This is a genomic window from Pedobacter hiemivivus, assembly GCF_004331685.1.
Classification (GTDB): Bacteria; Bacteroidota; Bacteroidia; order Sphingobacteriales; family Sphingobacteriaceae; genus Pedobacter; species Pedobacter hiemivivus.
The window spans coordinates 637,183-656,274 of sequence record NZ_SJSM01000001.1 but is presented as its reverse complement, the minus strand read 5'-3'; the positions used below and the strand labels follow the sequence as shown (position 1 = coordinate 656,274).

At 41.5% G+C, this 19,092-nt stretch carries 10 protein-coding genes; 9 read left to right on the top strand and 1 reads right to left on the bottom strand.

The window, feature by feature from the left end; translation table 11 throughout:
* The first annotated feature begins 12 nt into the window (after positions 1 to 12).
* The 4 genes from EZ444_RS02320 to EZ444_RS02305 all read left to right on the top strand — a co-directional run bounded on the left by EZ444_RS02320 (position 13) and on the right by EZ444_RS02305 (position 6,298).
* On the top strand, positions 13 to 1,830 hold the full coding sequence (locus EZ444_RS02320) for a RagB/SusD family nutrient uptake outer membrane protein (RefSeq protein ID WP_131606829.1): 1,818 nt from the start codon (positions 13 to 15) through the stop codon (positions 1,828 to 1,830).
* Positions 1,831 to 1,891: 61 nt separating this feature from the next.
* On the top strand, positions 1,892 to 3,493 hold the full coding sequence (locus EZ444_RS02315) for an endo-1,3-alpha-glucanase family glycosylhydrolase (protein WP_131606827.1): 1,602 nt from the start codon (positions 1,892 to 1,894) through the stop codon (positions 3,491 to 3,493).
* A gap of 11 nt (positions 3,494 to 3,504) precedes the next feature.
* The gene (locus tag EZ444_RS02310) at positions 3,505 to 5,616 is read left to right on the top strand and encodes a glycoside hydrolase family 97 protein (protein WP_131606825.1); all 2,112 of its coding nucleotides are present in this window, start codon (positions 3,505 to 3,507) and stop codon (positions 5,614 to 5,616) included.
* A gap of 94 nt (positions 5,617 to 5,710) precedes the next feature.
* A complete protein-coding gene (locus tag EZ444_RS02305) occupies positions 5,711 to 6,298 on the top strand; it encodes a YceI family protein (RefSeq protein WP_131606823.1) in 588 nt (195 codons plus the stop codon).
* A 54-nt stretch (positions 6,299 to 6,352) separates the two neighbouring features.
* Here EZ444_RS02305 and EZ444_RS02300 read toward each other — a convergent pair whose 3' ends face one another.
* A complete protein-coding gene (locus tag EZ444_RS02300; RefSeq protein WP_131606821.1) occupies positions 6,353 to 7,618 on the bottom strand; it encodes a hypothetical protein in 1,266 nt (421 codons plus the stop codon).
* A 184-nt stretch (positions 7,619 to 7,802) separates the two neighbouring features.
* On the opposite strand from EZ444_RS02300, the gene EZ444_RS02295 reads away from it, so the two are divergent.
* The 5 genes from EZ444_RS02295 to EZ444_RS02275 all read left to right on the top strand — a co-directional run bounded on the left by EZ444_RS02295 (position 7,803) and on the right by EZ444_RS02275 (position 18,997).
* Positions 7,803 to 10,070 carry a GH92 family glycosyl hydrolase gene (locus EZ444_RS02295; RefSeq protein WP_131606819.1) on the top strand — a complete coding sequence of 756 codons (2,268 nt, stop codon included), beginning with the start codon at positions 7,803 to 7,805 and terminating at the stop codon, positions 10,068 to 10,070.
* On the top strand, positions 10,070 to 12,343 hold the full coding sequence (locus EZ444_RS02290; RefSeq protein WP_131606817.1) for a GH92 family glycosyl hydrolase: 2,274 nt from the start codon (positions 10,070 to 10,072) through the stop codon (positions 12,341 to 12,343). Before EZ444_RS02295 ends, EZ444_RS02290 begins: the two co-directional genes overlap by 1 nt.
* A 140-nt stretch (positions 12,344 to 12,483) precedes the next feature.
* Positions 12,484 to 15,525, top strand: a complete 3,042-nt coding sequence (locus tag EZ444_RS02285) for a SusC/RagA family TonB-linked outer membrane protein (RefSeq protein WP_131606815.1) — start codon at positions 12,484 to 12,486, stop codon at positions 15,523 to 15,525.
* A gap of 10 nt (positions 15,526 to 15,535) precedes the next feature.
* Positions 15,536 to 16,957, top strand: coding sequence for a RagB/SusD family nutrient uptake outer membrane protein (locus tag EZ444_RS02280; protein ID WP_131606813.1), 1,422 nt, complete (start codon positions 15,536 to 15,538; stop codon positions 16,955 to 16,957).
* A gap of 36 nt (positions 16,958 to 16,993) precedes the next feature.
* The gene (locus EZ444_RS02275) at positions 16,994 to 18,997 is read left to right on the top strand and encodes a glycosyl hydrolase family 28-related protein (RefSeq protein WP_131606811.1); all 2,004 of its coding nucleotides are present in this window, start codon (positions 16,994 to 16,996) and stop codon (positions 18,995 to 18,997) included.
* The last annotated feature ends 95 nt before the right edge of the window (positions 18,998 to 19,092 follow it).

Sequence of the window (19,092 nt, the reverse complement as noted above, 5' to 3'; positions counted from 1 at the left end):
ATCTAAAAAGAGATGAACAAAATATATATCATCATTCTGGCCGTCATAGTTATGTCCGGATGTAAAAAGGACCCTGTTGTAGTTGGGCCCTCTGATAAAGTTTCAACAGGGTCGTTTCCTAAAAGCTTAAATGACCTCAATACCATTTTGAACCCTGCATACGGTAATTTAAAAAGCATAGGGCTGTATGGTTTCGAACTGATGCCTAAAGCACTCGAAAACTCTGTGCACGCAGGTGATGCCCAATATAATGGCGATGCAGCCTGGAATGAAATGACTGCAAATAACCTGAGTGTAAACAACGGTAAATCGCAAAATGCATGGGCGGCATTATACGCCGGTGCTGGAGCCTGTAATATCACCCTGGAAGCAGCAGATTTTTATGAGAAAAATTATGCTCCGGCTGGTCAGAAGGCAGATATCGATGCAGTAAGGGGACAGGCAAAATTTATGCGTGCCTTTTATTACTTTCAACTCGAAACTTTGTTTGGCGAAGCTTACATTAAAGCAGGGGGAGTTAATGAAGGTAAAATGGGTGTACCCATTTATACCGAAGTACCTAAAAATGTAGAGTCGACCCAACAAGGTAGGGCCAGCACAAAACAGGTATGGGATTTTATAAAACAGGACCTGAAAGATGCCGCGGTTTTACTGGACAATAAAGTATGGGGCGCTTCCGAAATTGGCAGAGCCACCGAATGGTCTGCAAAAGCATTATTGGGTAAAGCTTATGTGTTTACGGAAGACTGGGCCAATGCTAAAACGACCTTGCTGGATGTGATCAACAACAGCGGAAAGACATTAATGCCTTATGCAAAATATAAAGATGCCTTTAACGGCAATACTGCTAACGAATTTAATGAAGAATCTTTGTTTGAAATGAACATAGATGGCGACAATAAGGGAAATTACGGGCCATGGGGGAACAATCCCAATGCGACTACACTGAATGGGGTAATCTGGTCGCCCTATATCTTAAGTCTTACAGGCACAGAAACAGGTTCCAGACCTTTGGGCTATGGTGGTAATCTAGGTGTCCACGACAAAAATGTAACCCGTTTTGGCTATCCTTTAGGCTATTACACGCTGGTAAATAATCCTGCATTTGATAGCAGCAAACCGCCAACTCCGGCTAATCCTGCAATGATTATGGATCCCGCTTATAGGACGGCGGCAACAGCTGTAAGAACCAATAAAACTGCCGATCCGCGTTTATATGTTAACCTGGTGCAACCTTGGCTGGATGTGCTGAACATCAACTGGGAGAATGGTGCTTTTCAGAATATTCCGGTTTCCAAGCCCGATTACCTTGCTGGTGCACCAAACACTTATGGTTGGGGTTTTAGAAAATATGCCGCTATAGATTACCATCTTAACATGGTTAACTATGATAAATGGAATTGGTATTTTCTGCGTATGGCTGATGTTTACCTTCTTTATGCAGAAGCTAGTATTGGCTCTGGCGATGGAGGAACTGGTTTGGAGTACATCAACAAGGTAAGACGCAGGGCATATAGTCTGCCTATCAATTCGGCTTCGGCCAGAGATTATACTTCTCTAACCGCAGCTACTCCGGCTATCAATGATCCTGTATTGGGTACAAACCCACTTCGCTACGAGCGTTGGGCTGAGTTATTCCATGAAGGTCACTGGTGGTTTGATGTTTGCCGCTGGCGCTTAGGTCCGCAGGAAGCAGCATTTTATGGAACCGCAAGAAATTTATCAACCCCATTAACCTTTAACGAAGCAAAAAGTTACTCCTGGCCAATACCATTAACAGAGTTTAATGCCAACGCTAAAATAGCTGGTCAGCAAAATCCTAATTACTAATTATCACTCTTTATTATGGTGCTGGATATGTTCCCCGGCGCCATAATAATTTACTCTTCTTATGATGAAATTGTGCCTTACATTCTTGTTTTGTTTGCTGATCAACTGCGGCCTGCTGTTTGGGCAAGGTTCGTTAAAGAATCTCCCCGAGTACAGTCTGCCGCTTACCAATAAAAAGCTAGTCATTGCACATTGTATGACTAATATTATTCGTTTTAAAGGGCATCCGTTTGAGGACAGTTGCAATCCTGATTATTACTCCCCAAAAGGAAATGTTTCGGCCCCTTTAGGTGGGTTGACACAAGTGAAAGTGATGGCCGATAGCCTCATGGCGAATGCTTCGCTGGATGAGGCTGTGGAGTTTGAGATGCGTGCAGCAATCCGGTCGGGTATTGATGGTTTTCAATTTTATTATACCCTTGGTAGTCCCGATTGGGACAAGATTATTCTTGCTTATTTCAGGGTGGCAGAAAAGCAGCATATCAATTTCAAATTTACCTTCTGTATATCCCATCCTGGTGGCAGTACAGAATCATTAAAGATCGAACAGTTCGCAAAGCGGATCAACTACATTCTGAAAGTGACCGGTAAAGATAATCCACATTGGCTCCGCACACCCGATGGTAGACTGGTCATTTACCTTTGGGATGGGGAGCCTCTGGCGGATATTCCTGCAGATAAGAAGGGCTTGCCCGACCAATTTTACATTGCCCGTGCTTATAAACGACTTGCAGAGGCAGTTAACGAAAGGTTTGCTTGCATATTTACGATCAATAAAGAGATCAGCAAAACGGAACTGAATCACTTTTTGGATTATTTTCCGGCAGCCTGGATGTGGACACTTCCTTACGACAATAAAAACTATACAGGGCAAATGGTTGCTGCCGAATGTAAACGCAGACAACGTAATTTTACAGCTTCGGTGTTTAATGATTTCTACACTTCAAAATTGCTTAAAAAAGGTACATGGGATATGTATCATAGGGTAGAAGATGCGGTTAAGGCCGGAATTGGAAAGGTAGAGCGGAAATACATTACCACAGGCCTTTCTTATAACTTTAGAAAGTTGCTCGAGTTTGGTATACAGCAGGACGCTTCATTAATCAATGTCATAACCTGGAATGACTATCCTGAGGGGCATCACCTTGCTCCAGAAATAAACCATAACGAAGGTTTTTCTATTCTACTGAACTATTACAAAAGCATTTGGAAGGGGCAAAGTTCGCCTTATGCCGGTAGAGATGTAGCCATTGTTTTTTTTAAAAAATATTCGCGACAGCTGCAACCATTTCCTTTTAATATTCCTGTGGTTCCGTTTCAAAAAGAAACATTGCCGATAGCTTCAGAAGAGGCAATTGAAGTGGTAACCCTACTCGGTTCACCCGCCAGCTTAAGGGTAAACGGTAACATAAAGTCTGTTAAACAAGGCCTCTCTGTTTTAAAATTTCCAATGAAAGCGGGTTCTGTAAATGTTAGTATAGTCAGAAATAATAAAACTACAATTGAATTTACCACACCAGAGGGCATCACCACAAAACCCTACCGGGCGGATAGGATCACTTATAGCTTTAGCAGTGAATTCGAAAATTTTTACAAAAATCTGTATCCAGGATTTAAGCCTGGTTACTCGATTGAATATAATCCTCAATTTAAAAAATTATAAACACAGCATTGATGAAGAAATTAATAATTTGCTTTTTGAGTTTTGCCATTTGCGGACAAATACTGGCCCAGGAAACTAAAACATTTGAAGCAGGACAAGATAAGATTAAGCTTAAATTTATGCTTAATGCAGAAGGAAGACCAATCTATTCGCTGTACTTCGCTGGTAAAACCATAATTGAACCGTCGTCGCTGGGTATGGAGTTGGTAAATGACAGCTCTTTTAACCGACAATTTGAAATTATAGGTACAGAGAAAAAACTGGTTGATGAGCAATGGAACCCTATTTGGGGCGAAGTACGTTCCATAAAGAATAAATATGAACAGTTAACCGTTCAGCTGAAACAAAAAAATGTACCAAACAGATTGATGAATCTCGTTTTTAGGGTGTTCGAAGAGGGCTTAGGCTTTAGGTATGAGTTTCCGAAACAACCGGGATTAAAGTATTTTATTGTGGGAAATGAACTGACCCAATTTAACCTTACAGGTGATCATAAAGCCTTTTGGATTCCAGGGGATTACGATACCAATGAATACTCCTATACCACTTCGGCCCTAAGTAGAGTTGATGCCTGGGAAGTGCAGAAAAAAGCGACTGATATTGCAGTAAGGGTAGTGCCGGATCAGTACGCCGTACAGACTCCATTAATGCTGAAAACAGCCAATGGATTGTACATTAATATACATGAGGCGGCGCAGATCAATTATCCAGCAATGCAATTGCATGTCAACAGACAGAATTTTAGCCTTTCTGCTCATCTCGTTCCTGATGCATTGGGTAATAAAGCATATTTACATGCACCTTTTAATACGCCATGGCGTACCATATTAGCCGCAGATAATGCAAAAAGTATCCTTGAATCCAAGATGATTCTAAATTTGAATGAACCTTCAGTAATTACAAATACGGATTGGATTAAGCCCATGAAGTACGTGGGAGTATGGTGGGAAATGCAAACTGGAAAGGCCAGCTGGAGTTATGCAGATGATCCGGATCAGCTGAGTGCCGATGGGAACCTAATTCCAAGCGGGAAACATGGGGCCAATACGCAAAACGTAAAAAGATACATAGATTTTGCAGCTAAGAATGGAATAGATGGCGTATTGGTTGAAGGCTGGAATACAGGTTGGGAGGACTGGTTTGGGAACTGGAAAGAGGAGGTGTTTGATTTTGTGACGCCTTATCCCGATTTTGATTTGCAGGGGATTAGCGATTATGCAAAATCAAAAGGGGTCAAAATGATTATGCACAATGAGACTTCCGGCTCTGCGACAAATTACGAACGACAGCTGGATACGGCATTTAAGTTGATGAACACCTATGGTTATCCGGCAGTGAAAACGGGGTATGTAGGCAAGATCATTCCCCGCGGCGAGCATCATGACGGACAGTGGATGGTTAATCACTATGAAAGAGTGGCACAAAAAGCTGCTGCACATAAAATCATGGTGGATGTCCACGAGCCCAACAGGCCAACCGGTTTACATCGTACTTATCCCAATTGGATGGCTTCGGAAGCTGCAAGGGGAAATGAGTATAATGCATTTAGCGATGGTAATCATCCTGACCATGAAACCATATTGCCCTTTACACGATTAATGGGTGGACCGATGGATTATACACCAGGTATATTTAAGTTAAAAGGATATGCAAGCTATGCGCCAAACCGACAAGTACACACTACATTAGCGAAGCAATTGGCTCTGTATGTTACCCTTTACAGTCCGCTACAAATGGCTGCAGACCTGCCCGAAAATTATGAAGCGAAAATGGATGCCTTTCAGTTTATAAAGGACGTTGCCATAGATTGGGACGATACAAAAATTATTGAAGCAGAACCCGGAGATTACCTGACGATTGCCCGTAAGGCAAAAGGAACTGAAAACTGGTTTATCGGTGCAATTACAGATGAGCAGGCTAGGGTAGGCACCATTGCGCTCAATTTTCTGAAAAAAGGGACAAAATATATGGCCAAGGTATACAGGGATGCCGATGATGCGAGTTGGAAAAACAATCCTGAGGCTTATAAAATTGAGCAATATCCAGTTACATCAGCTTCTGTATTAAAACTAAAACTTGCAGAAGGGGGAGGAGCGGCGATAAGCATCATAGCAGTACAATAAGTGTTTTTATTTATTTTTTTTAAATTCTTAACATAGATCAATGGCCTGGGTTATACTTTGATCATATCTTTGTGTCAAATTAATAACCAAGAAAATGAAATTAAAAATCAACACTATTTTATTGTTAGTAGCTGTAGTTGGACTATCAGCTTTTACAAACCCTACTAAACCAGTTGCTTATACTGTAGATGCAGCAAAATCAACTATTACCTGGTTAGGTAAAAAAGTAACAGGATCTCATAACGGAACCATTACTTTAAAATCAGGATCGTTAAACGTGAACGGTAAAAATGTAACAGGTGGTACATTTGTGATTGATATGACTTCAATTAAAGATGCTGATGGTAGCGATAAGTTAGAAGGTCACTTGAAAGCTGATGATTTCTTTGGTTCAGCTAAATTCCCAACTTCAACTTTCGTAATCACTAAAGTTACTGGTTCAGGAGCTAATCTAACTGTTACAGGCAATTTAACAATCAAAGGTATCACTAAGCCTTTAAGCTTCCCTGCAACTGTAACCCCTAATGCTGATGGTACTGTTTCTGCGCTAGCTGGTAAAATCACTGTAGATAGAACTAAATATGATATCAGATACGGTTCAAAATCATTCTTCGATAGCATTGGCGACAAAGCAATTGATGATAACTTTGAAATCGGAGTAAAATTAGTAGCTAAAAAATAATTTCCCAATTAAGGAAAAGGAAGGCTTGCTCAATTTTTGAGCAAGCCTTTTTATTTAATCGGCTATTTTATCGTCAAATGATGCGCCGTAGATCACTTCTTTTTTCAAATTCATGATTCTGAAATTGTCGATGGCTCCAACGCCTTTGAATTTAATTTTAATCCCTTTAACATTACCTATTGGCTCATGGTAGCTGTTTTTGTAGATTGATACCCCATTGATAAAGACGTTAACCTGTTTTTTAATCACTTCAATACGTACTTTTTGCCACTGGGATAGATTTATACCAAAAGGTTTAAGATCATGAAAATTTCCGTTGTAATGAACTTCGCCAAAATCGAAGGAGGCAAACTGTGCACAGCCTGGTTTAACAAATTTAACTCGTCCGGTTTTAGATTCGGCTAGATATTCTATGCTGCTATCAAAACAGTCAATGCCACCACTTTTAAGATCGTTCTTTATATCCACTTCGATAATCAGATTGTCCCCATCTATATTGAAATCTTTAATGTTTCTATAGTCCGTCCAGTAGTCTTCCGACGGATCCAAACCAATACTTCGTATTTTATCCGGACGAAGAGAAAGCACCTGATTACTATTGAAAAGGCTAGTATCACCAACCAAAACCTCTTTTAGGCCTTGTTGTACCACACATTTCCATCCGTTTGATACCACCTGGATATTCTGAGCCGCTAAAACTACGCCGTCTGCCAGCAGTTTTAAACGATAATTATCTGGTAGCTTAAATACATAGGTGAATTCTCCTTTGGGCGTCAAGAGGGGACGGAAAAGTCCATAATCAAGGTCAACGGTCGCATTATTGTATTTTATTGCTTTTAAATCGTATCTGAAAGCAAAATTGTTACCAGCTACTTTTTTTATGGTCAGCTCTGCCGATGTTCGCTGTGTTTTCCACACCAGGTAGACAGCGACACACAAAAGGATGATGATTATAGGCAAGATCCAGTTCCGATAATTTACTTTCTTTTTGAAATTTACTGCAGGAGCAGGCGTAATTGTTTCTGATTTCTGATCTGGTTCTATAACATTACTTTGTTTGAAATCAGCCCAGCTGCGGAAGCCCAGATAAATAGCGAGTGCATTTTTTGTAGCCATTTGCGGCTCATAATAACCTTCAGCATCCGGAACTTGTCGTACAATTCTCTTTAATGTTCTTACGCTGATGGATACTTTTGTACTTTCGAAGATCTGATCACTAAGGTTTTTGAAGTCATAATCTACCCAGTCATGGGTTTTTCCCCAGTCTACTTTTTGCTCGATCAGTGCAATGCACCTTAAAATGTAAGATCTGTTATCCAATTTATTGATGGTTAATTAGCTCGTACAGAGGTGGTTTTTATTGTGCATGTCTATGCCTCATTTTGTCCGCCATAAACAATACCCCTGCCACGTAAATTTAAAAATTCAAAATGAAAAACAGCATCAAACTATTTCGTTAAAATTAGTTTGATGCTGTTAATCGAAAACCAAATTATAAATCTTAATGTATAAACAAGAATTTTTTAAGTTTAGGTATGGCATAAAAGCTGCTTTTTTATGTTTGTGCGTGTTCGCTTTCCATGTACAATTTTTGAAAGCACAGGAATTTACAAAGTATGTAAATCCATTTATAGGCACGGGTGGCCATGGACATACCTTTCCCGGCGCTACCCGTCCATTTGGTATGGTACAGTTAAGTCCGGATACCTTTAATGAAGGTTGGGATTGGGTTTCGGGATACCACGCATCCGATCGCTCCATTATGGGCTTTAGCCATACACACCTAAGCGGTACCGGAAGGGGCGATTTACTCGATATTTTGGTGATGCCCGGAACAGGGCCAATCCAGTTATTTCCCGGTGATAAACAAAAAACAAAGGATGGATACCGTTCCGGTTTTGATAAAAAAACGGAGAAGGCAAGTCCGGGCTATTATGCTGTTTTTTTAGAAGATTATAAGATTCTTGCAGAACTGACTACTTCAAAACGGGTCGGTTTCCATCGATATACTTTCCCCAAATCTGATCAGTCTCATGTATTATTCGATTTATTTCATGGATTTAAAAATGATTCTGTATTACTTACGGGAATTCAGCTCAAAAATAATTCACTGATTACCGGGTTCAGAAAGTCCAAAGGCTGGGCGGAAGGAAAAGAAAAGGATTTTGCCAATGAACATATCTTCTTTGCAGCACGTTTTTCCAAGCCTTTTAACAGTTCTGTAATTGCAAAAAATGGGCTTCGAATAGCAGGGAATGATGTAGTTACTGGCAAAGACCTTAAGGTGGTATTGAATTTTAATACTAAAGCGCAAGAAGCCATTCTGATTAAAGTGGGCATTTCTTATGTCAGCGAGCAGGCGGCATTGGCTAACCTTGATGCTGAAATCCATGATTGGGATTTTGATCGCGTAAAACGCGAAGCAGAAAAGGAATGGGATGATGCTTTAAAGGTAATTGAGGTGAAGGACCAGGGTGAAAGCAATAAAACAGTTTTTTATACCGCCTTGTACCATACCATGATTGCACCTTATTTGTATAGTGATGCAGATGGAAAGTACAGGGGCTTTGATGATAAAATTCATACGGCTAAAGACTTTGATCAGTACACCGTTTTTTCCCTTTGGGATACCTTCAGGGCGGCTCATCCGCTTTTTACCATCACACGACCGGAAAAAGTCAATCATTTTATTAAATCGATGCTGAGCCAGTATCAGGAGAGTGGACTGCTTCCTGTATGGCCTTTAGTAGGTAGTGAAACCAATTGTATGATTGGTTATCACGCCATTCCGGTGATTACCGATGCGTATTTTAAGGGCTTTCGTAGTTACGATGTAAACCTGGCTTATAAAGCGATCAAGGCCAGTGCTATGCAAGACCAGTTTGGGATACAATATTTGAAAAAGTTTAATTACGTACCAACAGATCTGGAAAATAAATCAGTTTCGAAAACGCTGGAATACGCTTATGATGATTGGTGTATTGCACAGCTGGCAAAAGCCTTAGGGAAAACCAGCGATTATGCCTACTTCAGTAAGCGTGCGAAGGCTTACGCTAATGTTTTTGATCCAAAAACAGGATTTATGAGGGGAAAGAAAGCTGACGGAACTTTTAATCCAGGATTTGATCCATCTTTTGCCTCATACGGCTATTCAGATTTTATTGAAGGGAACAGTTGGCAGTACTCCTGGTTTGTTCCGCATGATGTTCAAGGCTTGATCCACTTAATGGGAGGGAAGGATAAGTTTACGCAAAAGCTAGATGAACTCTTTGTTCAGAAGAGCAATTCAAATCATGATAAACCTATAGACATTACCGGTCTGATTGGGGAGTATGCCCATGGTAATGAGCCCAGTCATCATGTCGCTTACCTTTATAATGAGGTAGGGCAGCCATGGAAAACGCAGGAAAAAGTACAGGAGATCTGTAACCGGTTTTATACCAATCAGCCTGACGGATTAAGCGGTAATGAAGATTGCGGGCAAATGTCTGCATGGTATGTTTTTAGTGCCATGGGTTTTTACCCGGTTAATCCTGCTGACGGGAAGTACAGTCTGGGTGTTCCATTGTTTAAAGCACTGAATGTGAAGCTGGGGAATAAAACTTTTAAAATCAAAGCTCCAGCCCTTTCCCCTGTCAATAGATATGTGCAGGCTGTGCGCTTGAATGGAAAACTAATCGACAGGTCATGGATTAATCACCAGGAAATCAAAGATGGAGCTGAGCTGGAATTTGTGATGGGACCAGGTATAAACGCTAAATCTTTAAGATAATGACAAGAAACATATTCAGCCTTTTACTGCTCTTGTCCCTTGGTCAGCGCAGTATGGCACAAAAAAAGGAAATCGCATGGTCAGACTATGTAAATCCATTAATAGGTACGGCCATTAGTACCACAGAAAGTGCGCTGCGGCATAGTCAGGATGGATCTGAATTGAGAGGACAGACTTTTCCAGCGGTGGGTGTTCCTAATGGAATGACGAGCTGGACACCTCAAACCCGTGCTACAGAACGGAAGTGTGTGGCACCTTACTATTATGAAGATCAAAAAATACAAGGTTTTAGAGGTAGCCATTGGCTTAGCGGTTCCTGTACTCAGGACTATGGAAGTTTTACCATTATGCCTATTGCGCGGAAGCTGGAAACAGATCCCGACAAAAGAGCTTCGAGCTATACGCATTCTACAGAACAGGCCAAGCCTTATAGTTACCGTGTAAAGTTAGCCGATTATAACATCCAGACTGCAATGACCGGACTTAGCCATTCAGCTATGTTCAATTTCAGTTTTAATGATGAAAAAGATGCCTGGATTTGTATCGAACCCAATAGTGACCAAGGTAAAGGCTTTGTGCAAATTGATGTGTCAAAAAATGAAATAACGGGTTATAATCCGGTGCACCGGATTTACCAGGGACAAGGTAAACCTGCCGGTTTCAATGGATATTTTGTGATCGTATTTGATCGCAGTTTTGAATCCTATGGTACCTGGAATGGTACCCAAATAAAGCATCAATCTGTAAACGAAAAAAGTACCGGCAGTGCCGTTGGGGCATTTGTGAAATTGCCTTTAAGCAAAGGGAAGCTGATCAAGGTAAAAGTAGGCTGTTCTTTCACCAGCATAGCGCAAGCCAGAAAAAATCTGGCTGCCGAAATACAGGATTGGGATTTTAAAGCGCTGGAACAAAAAGTTGCAGCACAATGGAATGTTGAACTGGCAAAAGTACAGGTAGAGGGTACTGAAAATGAAAAGGTAAATTTTTATACCGCCCTATATCATACCAAATTGCTGCCGAGGGAGGTTAGTGATGTAGACGGGAGCTACAATGCTTTTGCTGCTAGCGGAAAGGTAGAGCAGGCAAAAGGCTTTAAATATTATGATGATTATTCATTATGGGACACCTATCGGTCCTTGCACCCGCTTCAACTGTTACTCGAGCCCTCCAAAACGGAGGACATGGTAACGTCCTTACTAAAAAAAGCGGAACAAGGGGGCTGGCTCCCTATCTTTCCATGCTGGAACAACTATACTTCGGCAATGATAGGTGACCATGCGATTGCGATGATCGGTGATGCCCTGGTCAAAGGAATAGCCAGAAAGGATGCGGAAAAGTTATATCAGGTGATGCGCAAAAATGCTTTCCAGGTAAATAACGATGCACTGAGTTACAAAGATGGCAGGGGACGCCGTGCCTTAGGCTCATACCTCAAATACGGTTACATTCCCCAGGAAGATGGAGTTCCTGATGCTTTTCATACCAAAGAACAAGTGTCCAGGACATTGGAATATGCTTATGATGATTATGTACTGGCCCAAGTGGCAAAGCTATTGGGTAAAAAAGAGGATTATCAGTTGTTAATGAAGCGCGCCGGGAATTATAAAAATGTTTTTGATACGAGCACAGGGTATGTAAGAGGGCGTTATGCTGATGGCAAATGGGTCGTTCCTTTTGACCCTTTTGCCATTCGATCCAGCTTTATTACTGAGGGATCGGCTTTCCAGTACAGCTGGTATGTGCCTCATGATGTTCCGGGCTTAATGGCGCTGATGGGGGGTGAAAAGCGGGTTGTCAAACAGCTCGATCTCTTGTTTGATAAAAGACATTACTGGCATGGCAATGAACCCGGACATCAGAGTGCTTACTTGTATGCCTATGCCGGAATGCCCTGGAAAACCCAGCGCCAGGTTAAAAATATCATTAAAGAGGAATACAGTATGGCACCTGGAGGTTTGAGTGGAAATGAGGATGCAGGTCAGATGTCGGCCTGGCTGGTTTTCGGAATGATGGGCTTTTATCCAGTTTGTCCCGGTACCCCAGATTACATCATCGGTACCCCTTCATTTTCTAAAGTAAGTCTTTCCCTTGCCAATGGTAAAACATTTACGATTACCGCCCCCGGACTGTCCGACTCTAATTTTTACATTCAAAAAGCAGTGCTAAACGGCCAGGTAATGAATCAGGCTAAACTAACTTATAAAGACCTGCAGCGTGGAGGAGCGCTGGTGTTGTTTATGGGAAATACCCCTAATCAGCAATGGGGGAACTAAGACGCGTGTATTTGCCCGTCTTTGTCCGGTATATTTTTTAAATATGTAACTAATTTAGTTTTCGGTAGCTACACCATAAATATCGTTTTCTGGAAAAGGTATTTTAGCGAACCACAACTAATTCCAAACCAAATAACTGTATGATAAATAAAATTTACTTTATGTTCTTTTTTCTCATTTTGCTGGGCTTTAATGTCAAGGCCCAGCAGCAACCAGCGCGATTAAAAATCACGGGGAATGTGAAAGATAAAACCGGCATAGCCATGCCAAGTGTGAGCGTCTTAGTCCAGGGAACTAAACTGGGCGTATCTACCGATTCAAAAGGAAACTATACCATCCAGGTAGCCGACGAAAAATCTGTACTGGTGTTTTCTTATACTGGATTTGTTAGCCAGAATAGAACCGTAGGGAAAAACTGGATTATTGATATCGTACTCGCAGAAGATCAGAGGGGGCTGAATGAAGTTGTTGTGATCGGTTATGGCACCCAAAAGCGGGGAGATGTGATCTCTGCGATTACTTCTGTGAAAGGGAATGAATTACAGAATATTCCTGTTACTAACCTGGACGCTATGATGCAGGGTAAGGCTGCGGGTGTCCAGGTAGTGCAGAATTCGGGTGCACCCGGTGATGAGGCCTATCTGCGAATTCGTGGAAGTGGGTCTTTGTTTGGTGAGAACAGACCCTTGTATGTAATTGATGGGGTGCCTATGAACAATCTTTCTGCTGGTCCCGGACCTCAGAGTACCGATGGACAAAGGGTATCTGCACAAAATGACATCAATCCAAATGATATAGAATCTGTCGAGATCTTAAAGGATGCGGCAGCAGCAGCTATATACGGCTCCCGAGGTGGTAATGGCGTAATCTTGATTACCACTAAAAAAGGAGCTTTGGGCAAAGCGAAATTTAATTTTAGCATGTACACTGGCGCTGCTGAAGTGACCAAAAGATTGGATTTGCTGAATGGTGAGGAGTATGTGAAACTCATTAAAGAAGGTCAGGCAAACGGTGCTCAGCCAGTAGATAATGCCATTGTCAACACAGGGGTAAATACCAATTGGCAGAACGAAGTTTTTCGCTCGGCACCAGTTTCAAATTATGCTTTATCTGTCTCAGGTGGAACGGATAAAGCTACTTATTATGTGTCAGGTAGTTATTTTGATCAGAAAGGAACTATCATTGGACAGAAATTTAAAAGACTGAATGGGCGCGTAAACTTTGATGCAAAGGCAACCGATAACCTGAAAATCGGTGCCAATATAAATGGTAGTCACTCGGTAAATAACCGCAGGGATGGTGGTTTCTCTAACCAGTCTATACTAACACTGGCGCTGGTACAGAACCCAAATAATCCGGTGTATAATCCCGATGGTACGTATTACAAGGATTCCAAAGGAAGACTGAATCCGGTATTGGTTGGGAATGAACTTCGGTTTATTGCCGAAACTGACCGTTATGTTGGAAATGCTTATGGTAACTATACCCTTGCCAAAGGTCTGCAGTTCAAATCAAGTATAGGCTTTGATCATTTAGGGATTACCGATGACCGTTACCTGTCTAGACTCGTAAATAGTGGCGGTAATGCAAGTGGCTCTTTAAGTGTTTATTCAGTTATGTTATGGGTAAATGAGAATACACTTTCCTATAATAAAACCTTTAATAAAAATCATAAACTGACCGCTCTGCTTGGCCAAAGTTATCAGGAATCTGCTACCCGCAGAATTGGCGCTGCAGGCAATACCAATTCAACAGATATCATCGAAGCGATAACTGGTTTTACGAACAGAACTGAAGCTTCAGATTATCGTTCCAGATGGGCCATAGTTTCTTATTTTGGTCGCGCTGGATATGCTTATAAAGATCGCTTTTTGTTTGAAGGCGCGTTGAGGATTGATGGTTCTTCCAGGTTTGGTCTGAATAAGCAATTCGGCTATTTCCCTTCTGTGTCTGGAGGATGGAAAGTGAGTAATGAGGCTTTCATGAAAAAACAACATACCATCAGTAACCTTAAATTACGTGCAAGTGTTGGCGTAACTGGTAACAATGAAGGTTTAGGTAATGATTTCCCTTCACTGGCTACTTATAACGTAGGTGCTAATTATGGCACATTGGCGGGGATCGCACCGAGTAGTTTATCAAATATTGATCTGAGCTGGGAGTCTACTACTCAAACCAATTTGGGTTTGGATTTTGGGCTCTTCAAAGACCGTATCAATGTAGTAGTAGATGCTTATAGAAAAGTAACTAACGATCTGATTTTTAAACTGGAACTACCTTTTACCTCTGGTTTTAGCCGCACATTTGGCGCCAATATAGGCCAGATGAAGAATGAGGGATTAGAATTCCAGTTAAACAGCCGAAATTTGGTAGGCAAATTCACATGGACTACTGATTTTAACATCTCCTTTAACCGTAATAAAATTACCGATCTTCCTTTAACAGTAGAAGGAGATCCCAAGAGTGCCGATTTCTCCGAAGGGCTTCCAAATAGTTTCAATACCACTAGTCCAACCAGTATTTTTAGAGTGGGTGAATCAGTAGGATCTTTCTTTGGTTACCGTAATTTGGGGGTAGACCCAGCAACGGGTGATTTTATCTATGAGGACATTACAGGTGATGGCGTAGTTACCACAGCCGACAGACAAATTGTAGGTAATGCCTTACCGATTCATACAGGCGGTATTACGAATACATTTGGTTATAAAGGGTTTGACCTAAGTGTATTCTTTTATTGGTCTTACGGCAATGATGTTTATAACCAGACCAGGAATGTACTGGAAAGAATGAGCAGTTTAAACAATGGAAATAAGAACGTATTGCGCAGATGGACACCACAAAATACAATTACAGATGTACCCAAAGCAATTTGGGGAGATCCTGCTGGTGCAGATGGTTTAACCAATGCTGAGGTATCCCAGCGTTTTATTGAAGATGGATCATTCTTGAGGTTAAAAAATGTAACGCTGGGGTATGTGCTACCTGCTGCTTTTCAAAAACGGATGAGAATCAGCAATGCCCGGTTTTATGTAAGCGGCCAAAACCTGTTTACCGTAACTAATTATTCCGGCTATGATCCGGAAGTTCAAAATCAACAGTTTAAGAATTCGCAATTGGGAATTGACTGGGCCTCACAGCCTCAGCCTCGAACACTGATGTTTGGTTTTAGTCTTGGATTTTAATAATAAAAACATGAAAATAGTAAGATATATATTCCTTTTTGCTGCAATAAACTTCATCCAGGGATGTAGTGTAAATGGTCTGAGTCCAGAGGACCGTATTGTGGATGTTAACTTCTGGAAGACTGGCGCGGATGCAGAAGCCGCTGTAATTGGTATTTATGATAAAGTGCAGTCACAGGCAAAGCAGGATCCTGTTGCTTTCGATGTTGGTGCAGATGCATTAGGCGTTTTACAGGTAACAGATGATTACCTGCCAATAGATCAGCACAACATTACGGTTGATAATCCTCGAGTAAGAGACTATTGGGAAAATAATTATGCAGGCATTCACCGTACCAATGATGTGATCAAGCGCATTCCTGGAATTAATGATGCGTCTTTTACGGTTTTGCAACGGGATAATCTTTTAGGAGAGGCTTATTTTTTAAGGGCATACTTTTATTTCAATCTCTTAAGGGCTTATGGTGGTGTGCCGATTATCACTGTGCCCTATGAATCCTTTAATGCTGACTTTACAATTCCACGTGCTACTGTGGATGAAGTTTATGCCTTGATCATTAGTGATCTGCAGATCGCTGAAACCAAATTGCTATTGAAGTTTGGTGACGAGATGCAAACCAGGGGAAGAGCAACCAAGGGCGCTGCAAATGCCTTGCTCGCCAAAGTATTTTTAACTAAAAAAGATTATCCAAATGCGGTAATTCAGGCAACTAAGGTTATCGAAAACCCGAATTATGCGCTAACAATAGGCAGAACCAATTACATTAACATGTTTACGCCAAATGGCCGTAATACCCGGGAGTCAATTTTTGAAATTCAGTTCATCAGCTCTGCTATTGAAGGTCATGGACTTCACCGTTATTATATGCCGCTTGCCAATGCAAACCAGATAGGTGGCGAGTATATTATGGCGCCAACTGCAAAAATTATCAGTGCTTATGAGACTGGAGATTTCAGAAAAGATGCATCACTGGCTTTAACTACCAATCCACCTTTTAGGACTGTAGGACAACCTTATGTAACCAAATATGTAAGAACACTCGCCAATCTGGATGCTAACATCATCGCGATTCGCCTGGCTGATGTGATGCTGATGAAGGCTGAGGCTTTGATGAGGGATGGGAAAACAGCGGATGCGACAGGTATGTTGAACACGATCAGGAGAAGGGCTTTTGGATTGGATCTGAATACCGTTTCTGTACGTGATTTTCCGAGCGCATCGGATATAACTAAAGGCTATACACTTGAATTGGCCATAGAAAATGAACGCTTTCTGGAATTGGCATTTGAGGGACATCGCTGGCATGATTTGGTGAGAACGGGTAGAGCCACTACCGTGCTTGGCATCGTTGCTGAAAAATGTCTATGGCCAATACCTCAGCGTGAACGGGATAGAAATCCTAGGTTGGATCAGAACCTTGGTTATAATTAAGTATACAGTCGAATTTAATTTAACAACATATCAGATATGATGAGATTTAATCGCGTGATCATGGTGTTCAGCTTAGTGCTGATCACCATGATTTTAAAGGCCCAGGACAGAAATATTGGAGTCAATGAAGTTTATCCGCCAGCAATGTTTAAAGAAAATGGTGGCCGTTTTATTAATGTTAAAAAGCTAGTAGAAAGCGGTGTTTATACCGTTAATGCAGCCGGTGATGGTGTTACAGATGACAGCGATGCCATTATTGCCGCAATGGATTGGGTAATGAACCGCTTAAGAGCTTCGGGTCAGCCATGCGGTTGGCGTGAAAGCTGGTACATCTATTTTCCAAACGGCACCTATAGGGTATCCAAACCATTAGTTTATTCGGGTGATCAGGTTCCGGATTGTGTACCTGCACAGGCTTCAGCTACCCGAGAAGGTACAGCAGGGTTAAAATTGGTAGGGCAAAATCGGGATTCTGTAATTATTAAGCTGAACGACAATGCTACCGGCTTTGGAACCGGAATGAAGAAACCGGTTGTTTCTTTTTCTAAATTCGATAAGGGCACTATTTTTAACAATGCACCTGCAGGTTTTCATTTCAGGAACATTACCATTCATACAGGTAGCGGAAATCCAGGTGCTATTGGTCTTGATTTTTACGGGGCTAATACAGCGCGGCTGGATAACGTGAAAATCGTAGGTGCTGGAGAAATTGGGCTGCATGTTAGAATTGGTTCGGCACATGGTTATTACAGCAACCTGGTGATCGATGGCTTTAAATATGGAATATATCTGGATGGAGATGCAGAATCACATCCCGCCATTGAATATGTAAGTTTGAGCAACCATAGCGGAAGTGGAATCCTGCTTTCGGGCATTTCCACTTCCTTACGTAAAGTCTACAGCACAAATGCGATTACTGGGCTTATTTTACAGAAGAAAGGTACCCGTTTCCCACATGCAGTTATTGTAGACAGTAAGTTTGAAAACGGCACTTCCTTAAATACTGGAATTCGCATTACCGATGGATTTCTGTTTGCCAGGAATGTGGAATTGTTGGGCTATGGTACCGGGATTAAAAAATTAGACACTACTGTTGCTGCAAGTGGTACTACTGCTGAATATTCGAGTGGATCTTTTAAAGCTTTTAGCGAAACGAGGGTAAGGAGCGGAGTTGTGAAATCGATGAACCTGGCCGTGCTGGATTATCCTTTGATCGCCTGGGAAGGCAATTTCAATGACTGGGCGAATGTGGATGATTACGGAGCAGTTGGCGATGGGGTAACTGATGATATGGCAGCCATTCAGCTGGCCATGAATGCAGGTAAAAAAGTGGTTTACTTTCCTAAAAATAAGTATAAGATTAGTGGTACGGTGAGCATTCCTGCAGCTGTAAAACAGGTACAGGGAGCTGGGGTCTGGATTGAGGCGGGAGGGGTCAAATTTGATGTGAATGCATTATCTGCCGACACGCTATTGTTAAGAGACATTGAACTGGCATCAGGTTCCATAAAGCATACTGCCAAACGTCAGTTGTTTTTAGAAAGTACTTCCTCTGCAGGGAATGTATACACCAGCTTTCTGACGGATTCCGGAACAAAAGTATTTGCCAATAATACCCATGGTTTTGCCCGCTTAGATGGAACGATTAAGTATGTGAAAGCTTATGTCCGATTTGTAAATAATGAGAAAGTAGACCATTTTCAGATCAATGCTGGTATAAGCAGTACGCTTTGGATATTTGGATTTAAGACAGAAAAAACCTATTCGGTGATGAAGGCCAGGGACGGTGCAAAAATGGAAGTACTGGGTGGATTGTTAAACCGCTACGGTACGGATGTTGATCCGGATCCGGTTGGTATACTGAATGACAATTCAGATATTTCTGTAATTGCAGCTACCAATGGGCCTGACCGATATTGGAATCCCATGATTAAAGATATTCAAGGGATTGTAACTAAAAACTGGTTGATGAATGAGTTCCCTTTTCGTGGTTTTGGGACAAATATTGTGATCCCACTGTACGTCAGTTATGGGTTTTAAATTTACTATTCCCATAGTAGATTTTACCTGGGGGTAATTCTTCGGTTGTGAGGGAGGATTTATTTTATAGCTTTGCTGTGTGGTAATTTTTTTGC

Coding starts and splice junctions, on each gene's coding strand:
- EZ444_RS02320 (WP_131606829.1), top strand. CDS start 13: ATGAACAAAATATATATCATCATTCTGGCCGTCATAGTTATGTCCGGA.
- EZ444_RS02315 (WP_131606827.1), top strand. CDS start 1,892: ATGATGAAATTGTGCCTTACATTCTTGTTTTGTTTGCTGATCAACTGC.
- EZ444_RS02310 (WP_131606825.1), top strand. CDS start 3,505: ATGAAGAAATTAATAATTTGCTTTTTGAGTTTTGCCATTTGCGGACAA.
- EZ444_RS02305 (WP_131606823.1), top strand. CDS start 5,711: ATGAAATTAAAAATCAACACTATTTTATTGTTAGTAGCTGTAGTTGGA.
- EZ444_RS02295 (WP_131606819.1), top strand. CDS start 7,803: ATGTATAAACAAGAATTTTTTAAGTTTAGGTATGGCATAAAAGCTGCT.
- EZ444_RS02290 (WP_131606817.1), top strand. CDS start 10,070: ATGACAAGAAACATATTCAGCCTTTTACTGCTCTTGTCCCTTGGTCAG.
- EZ444_RS02285 (WP_131606815.1), top strand. CDS start 12,484: ATGATAAATAAAATTTACTTTATGTTCTTTTTTCTCATTTTGCTGGGC.
- EZ444_RS02280 (WP_131606813.1), top strand. CDS start 15,536: ATGAAAATAGTAAGATATATATTCCTTTTTGCTGCAATAAACTTCATC.
- EZ444_RS02275 (WP_131606811.1), top strand. CDS start 16,994: ATGATGAGATTTAATCGCGTGATCATGGTGTTCAGCTTAGTGCTGATC.